Source organism: Mesorhizobium sp. M1E.F.Ca.ET.041.01.1.1, assembly GCF_003997355.1.
In the GTDB taxonomy this organism is placed as follows: Bacteria; Pseudomonadota; Alphaproteobacteria; order Rhizobiales; family Rhizobiaceae; genus Mesorhizobium.
The window spans coordinates 1-2,000 of sequence record NZ_RZSL01000848.1 but is presented as its reverse complement, the minus strand read 5'-3'; the positions used below and the strand labels follow the sequence as shown (position 1 = coordinate 2,000).

At 64.4% G+C, this 2,000-nt stretch carries 2 protein-coding genes and 1 pseudogene; 2 read left to right on the top strand and 1 reads right to left on the bottom strand.

Features of this window, described 5'->3' with window-relative positions; genetic code table 11:
- Together EOA38_RS34985 and EOA38_RS34980 are read left to right on the top strand one after the other, a co-directional pair.
- On the top strand, nucleotides 1-310 hold a 310-nt coding region (locus EOA38_RS34985; RefSeq protein ID WP_189435126.1), incomplete at its 5' end, for an aldo/keto reductase.
- Between the two features lie 38 nt (nucleotides 311-348).
- Nucleotides 349-1,617 carry a cysteine desulfurase-like protein gene (locus tag EOA38_RS34980; protein WP_127301371.1) on the top strand — a complete coding sequence of 423 codons (1,269 nt, stop codon included), beginning with the start codon at nucleotides 349-351 and terminating at the stop codon, nucleotides 1,615-1,617.
- 1 nt (nucleotide 1,618) lies between these two features.
- On the opposite strand, the pseudogene EOA38_RS34975 reads toward EOA38_RS34980, so the two are convergent.
- Nucleotides 1,619-2,000: pseudogene (locus tag EOA38_RS34975) on the bottom strand (histone deacetylase family protein); the annotation flags it as partial.

Genomic DNA, 2,000 nt, shown 5'->3' with positions numbered 1-2,000 from the left:
ATACGATCATGGGGCGCGGCCGCAAGGCTCGCGCTCGCAACTCTTCAATCGCGGCCAGCGCTACGAGACGCCGAATGCGGCGGAAGTGCTGCTCGAATACAATGACCTGGCGCGCTCCTTCGGCATGGAGCCGGCGCTCTTTGCCAACGCCTATGTGTCGAGCCGGCCCTTCGTGACCGCGAACATCGTCGGCGCCACCAGCGTCGCGCAACTCGACACGGCGCTGTCCTCGGTCGAGGTCAGGTGGACGGCGGAGATGCAGAAGGCAGTCGACGTCATCCACCAGCGCGTCGGCAATCCGTGCCCGTGATCGGGAAATCAACGAGAAAAGAAAAAGGGATGGAGACGATGGCAGGCTTTCCGATCGAGGCCGTGCGCGGGAAATTTCCGGCGCTTTCGCTGACCGACAAAGGCCGCCGCCGCATCTATCTCGACAATCCCGCCGGCACGCAGGTGCCGCAGGCGGTGGCCGACGCGGTGTCGCGCTGCCTGCTGACGACCAACGCCAATCTCGGCGGCTTCTTCGAGACGACGATTGCGGCGCAGGCCGTGGTCGACGATGTGCATGCGGCGATGGCCGATTTCCTCGGTGCGGCAAGCGTCGAGGAGATCATCATCGGCGCCAACATGACGACGCTGACCTACCATATGTCGCGCACGCTCGGCCGGACGATGAAGCCCGGCGACGAGATCATCCTCACCCGCATGGACCATGAGGGCAATGTCTCGCCCTGGCTGCAGCTTGCCGAGGATCTCGGTTTGGTCGTGCGCTTCCTGCCTTTCGACGAGAAGAGCTGGCAGATCGAGGAGGCGGCGCTGCAGGCGCTGCTATCGGAAAAGACGCGGCTCGTGGCGCTGAATTATGCCTCGAACCTCACCGGCTCTATCAACCGGGTGAAGGCGCTGACGGCGATTGCCAAAACGGCCGGCGCGCTGGTCTATGTCGATGCCGTGCAGTTCGCGCCGCACGGGCTGATCGATGTGCAGGAGCTCGGCTGCGATTTCCTGATCTGTTCGGCCTACAAGTTCTTCGGGCCGCATATGGGCATATTGTGGGGCCGCCGCGACGTCATCGACGCGCTCAAGCCGTACAAATGCCGCTGCTCGTCGAACGGCCTGCCGGAGCGGTTCGAGCTCGGCACGCCGCAGATCGAGCTGATGGCAGGCCTCACCGCTGCCGTCGATTATTTCGCCGATCTGGGTGCTGCCGCTGGGGAGGGCGGCTCGCGGCGGCAACGGATCGCCAAGGCCTTCGAAGTGTCGATCGCCTATGAAAATGCGCTGGCCCGGCAGCTGATCGAGGGACTGTCGGAGATCGACGGTTTGGCCATTCGCGGCATCACCGACCCGGAGCGTTTCGCCGAACGCGTGCCGACGGTCTCCTTCACGGTCGAAGGCATCGCGCCGGAGACGATCGTGCGGCAGATGAACGCCGAAAGCATCTTCCTGTGGTCCGGCCACAATTATGCGTGGGAGATCGTCCACCAGCTCGGCATTCCGCCGGAACAGGGCGTCGTGCGCATCGGCATTGCGCATTACAACACGGCGACGGAGATCGATGAGACGCTGGAAAGCGTGCACCGTGTGATCGCGATGCTGAGGCAGCAACGCTCTTGAGCTAACCCTTCTTGCCGCCGAAGCCGGTCAGGAACGCAGTGAGGTTGTCGCCGAGCGCTTCGCAGAGATAGCCGCCCTCTTGGACGATCACTGTCGGCAGGCCGAGCCCGGCAATCGCCTCGCCGATGCGCGAGAAGCCGGGCGTCGTCACCGACAGGCCGCCGAACGGATCGCCCTCGAATGCGTCGAGACCGAGCGCCACCACCAGCGCTTCCGGCGCGAAGGCGCGGATGCGCCGGAAAGCTGTCGCCAGCGCTTCGAGAAATGCCGCGTCGCCGGATTTGCGCGGCAGCGGCAGGTTGAGATTGTAGCCGAGACCTGCGCCTTCGCCGCGTTCGTCGGCATGGCCCCAGAAGAAGGGATAGAAGCGTACCGGATCTGCA

What these genes read in the sequence shown, in the direction of transcription:
- EOA38_RS34980 (WP_127301371.1), top strand. Translation starts at nt 349, where the DNA reads ATGGCAGGCTTTCCGATCGAGGCCGTGCGCGGGAAATTTCCGGCGCTT.